4 protein-coding genes are annotated in these 3,234 nt (G+C 67.1%); 2 read left to right on the top strand and 2 right to left on the bottom strand.

All coding sequences use genetic code 11. The features are described 5' to 3' along the window. Both Uis4E_RS11505 and Uis4E_RS11500 read right to left on the bottom strand, forming a co-directional pair. On the bottom strand, positions 1 to 346 hold a 346-nt coding region (locus Uis4E_RS11505; protein WP_207764588.1), incomplete at its 3' end, for an FHA domain-containing protein. 183 nt (positions 347 to 529) lie between these two features. After that, complete coding sequence (locus Uis4E_RS11500) at positions 530 to 1,174, bottom strand: carbonic anhydrase (protein WP_243394573.1); 645 nt, start codon at positions 1,172 to 1,174, stop codon at positions 530 to 532. Between the two features lie 399 nt (positions 1,175 to 1,573). Here Uis4E_RS11500 and ahpC point away from each other — a divergent pair, with 399 nt between their 5' ends. Next, positions 1,574 to 2,137, top strand: coding sequence for an alkyl hydroperoxide reductase subunit C (gene ahpC / locus Uis4E_RS11495; protein WP_101623289.1), 564 nt, complete (start codon positions 1,574 to 1,576; stop codon positions 2,135 to 2,137). Positions 2,138 to 2,300: 163 nt separating this feature from the next. Beyond that, positions 2,301 to 3,234: FAD-dependent oxidoreductase (locus Uis4E_RS11490; RefSeq protein ID WP_133125476.1), on the top strand; the 934-nt coding region annotated here is incomplete at its 3' end.

The following is a 3,234-nucleotide window of genomic DNA, read 5'->3' as shown; positions in this document are numbered from 1 at the left end:
CTGCCGGTGTCTGCGGGGCCTGCGCGGCCTGCACGGCTTGCGGTGTCGCGGCTTGCGGCGCCACCGCGCAGATGATGCCGACGTTCTCCGCCAGCATCACCGTCGTCGTGTTGGCGATCAGGATCTGCGTGACGCGCACGCCGTTGACCGACAGGCCGTTCGCGCTGCCCAGATCCTCCAGCAGCCAACCGTCGGCGGTCGGCGTGAGTCGGGCATGATGATGGGAGACGTGCGGGTCGCCGACGATCACGTCGCAATCGGCGGCGCGTCCGATGACCGACGCGCGCGTGGGATTGATGGCGTGGCCGACGGAACCGACGTATACGGTGAGTGAGGGCAAAGGCATGGCCGTGACTTCTTCTCTCTGACAGGTGTCTCTCGGTGGTTCTGTGACTCTTCTTCTCGGCGGCGTTGCGCGACGATGCGTCATGTGACGATACGCTGTGACGATGCGTCGCACGCGGCCGCGATGTCTCTCACAATGTACTCCGGCCGCGTTTCACGCGTGCCGGGCATGTCCGCCAAACGGCTAGAACGACAGCACTTCGACCAGGCCGTCGTGCATCACGTAGCGGGCGCCGGCGATCATCAGACGCCCCTCGGCCAGCGCGAGACGGATCACCTCGCTGCCGTCGGCCAGCAGCTCGATCGTGCGGGCCACGTGCGCGCGTTCGAAATCGGCGGCGTCCTCCAGGTCGGCGTCCATCGCCTGCGCGACCGACGCGCCCACCTCGCGCACGATCGGCGAATCCTGCGCGGCGAGCATCGCCTCCAAGTGGTCGGCGTGCGCCTCGTCGCGGGCCGTGCCCTCCGGCACGTCGAAGCAGCCGCAGTCGTCGAAACGATTCGCGAGTTCGGCGACGCCGTCCACGGCCGCCTTCACCGCGCCGCAGCCCTCATGACCGAGCACGACGATGAGACTCACGCCCAGATGCTCCACCGCGTATTCGAGCGAGGCGATGACCGCGTCGTCGAGCACCTCGCCGGCCGTGCGGATGTCGAACAGGTCGCCGAGACCCTGATCGAAGATGATCTCCGGAGGCACGCGCGAATCGGAGCAGGAGAGCACGGCCGCATCCGGATGCTGGCCGTCGAGCAGGCGCTCGCGGGTCTCGCGGTCCTGCCACGGGTGCTGGGCCGCGCCTGAGGCGAAGCGGCGGTTGCCCTGCAGCAGACGGCTCCACGCGGCGTTCGCCTTCGCCTCGGGGGTGTCGTGGGATTCGAACGATTCGGTCGGTTCGAACGGTTCGCTGAATGCTTCGTATTGCTCGGACATGTGGGCTCCTCGGAGTGTGCGTTGCGGATCGCGGCCACGATCCGCCGGATTCCAGTGTAGAAGGTGCGCGGGCCGAAAGGCTTGTGCGCGGTTGGAACCGTGCAGGTTCGCGTCTGGTTTGTGCCAAGACCGCCGCGCTGCTTTGCCCGGCCTGATCCCATTCCGGTGTGATGTTGTTCATACATCGCTCTGCGCGAGCCGCGGGTCCGGCGCCGGAGGTTCCGGGATACGATGGACGAGGTTGCATAGATCGCGGGACGCCGCGCGAATCCCACGCGGGTCCGGAAAGGAACGACGATGACTCTTCTGCAGCATGAAATCACCGACTTCAAGGTCCAGGCCTTCCAGAACGGCGAGTTCAAGGAAGTGACCAAGGACGACGTGCTCGGCCACTGGTCCGTGTTCTTCTTCTACCCGGCCGACTTCACCTTCGTGTGCCCGACCGAGCTCGAGGATCTTGCCAACAAGTACGACGAGTTCAAGAAGATCGGTTGCGAGATCTACTCCGTGTCCTGCGACACCCACTTCGTGCACAAGGCGTGGCACGACGCCAGCGAGAAGATCGCGAAGATCCAGTACCCGATGCTCGCCGACCCGACCGCTCTGCTCGCCCGCGACCTCGACACCTACAACGAGGCCGACGGCATGGCCGAGCGCGGCGACTTCATCGTGAACCCGGAAGGCAAGGTCGTGGCCTACGAGGTCACCTCCTCCAACGTGGGCCGCAACGCCGACGAGCTGCTGCGTCGCGTCCAGGCCTCCCAGTTCGTCGACGAGCACGGCGACCAGGTCTGCCCGGCCAACTGGACCCCGGGCGAGGAGACCATCGAGCCGAGCCTCGACCTCGTCGGCCAGCTGTGATCCGTATCGCCTAGACGATAGGCGACGCGCCCCCGCTGGCGGGGGCTGTCGGCAACGCCGACTGGGGGTGGTCCGCTGGTGATTCGCAGCGAATGCCATCCACCCCCACCCGCTTCGCGGGAGCCCCCGCCGGCGGGGGCGAACCTGTATGTAAGGAGCTTTCATGACGCAACAATCATCGCAACAATCCACCCGGAACGACCTCTATGACGTCGTCGTCATCGGCGGCGGCCCCGCGGGTCTCACCGCCGGCCTGTACCTCGCCCGCGCCCGCTACCGCGTGCTCGTGCTCGAGAAGGACGATTTCGGCGGCCAGATCACCATCACCAACGAGGTTGTGAACTATCCGGGCGTGGGCCGCACGACCGGCCGCGCCCTCACCCAGACCATGAAGAGCCAAGCGAAGGATTTCGGCGCCGAATTCCTCTCCGCCGAAGCGACCGGCCTCGACGTCGAAGGCGACGTCAAGACCGTGCACACCACGCGCGGCGACCTGAAGACCTTCGGCATCCTCATCGCCACCGGCGCCTCCCCGCGCAAGCTCGGCTTCGAGGGCGAGCGCGAGTACGCGGGCCGCGGCGTCGCCTACTGCGCCACCTGCGACGGCGAGTTCTTCACCGGCAAGGAGGTGCTCGTGGTCGGCGGCGGATTCGCCGCGGCCGAGGAGTCCGTGTTCCTCACCAAGTACGCGAGCAAGGTCACCGTGCTCGTGCGCGAGGACGATTTCACCTGCGACGCGTCGGTCGCCGCCGAGGCGAAGAACAATCCGAAGATCGACGTGCGCTATGGCGTCGAACTCAAGGGCGTCACCGCCGGTCAGGGCGGTCTGCGCGAGGCGACGATCGCCGACCGCGACTCCGGCGAGACGGAGACGTGGAAGCCGGCCGACGGCGGCACGTTCGGCGTGTTCGTGTTCGCCGGCTACGTGCCCGCCACCGATCTGGTGCGGGGCGTCGTCGAGCTCGACGACCACGGCTACGTCGTCACGCACGATTATCTCGAAACGTCCGTGCCGGGCGTGTACGCGGCCGGCGATCTGCGCGTGAAGAACCTGCGTCAGGTGGTCACCGCCACCGCCGACGGCGCGATCGCGGCCG

This window comes from Bifidobacterium parmae (assembly GCF_002860365.1).
In the GTDB taxonomy this organism is placed as follows: domain Bacteria; phylum Actinomycetota; class Actinomycetes; order Actinomycetales; family Bifidobacteriaceae; genus Bifidobacterium; species Bifidobacterium parmae.
The sequence above is the reverse complement of the archived record's forward strand: the minus strand, read 5'-3'. Positions and strand labels throughout refer to the sequence as shown.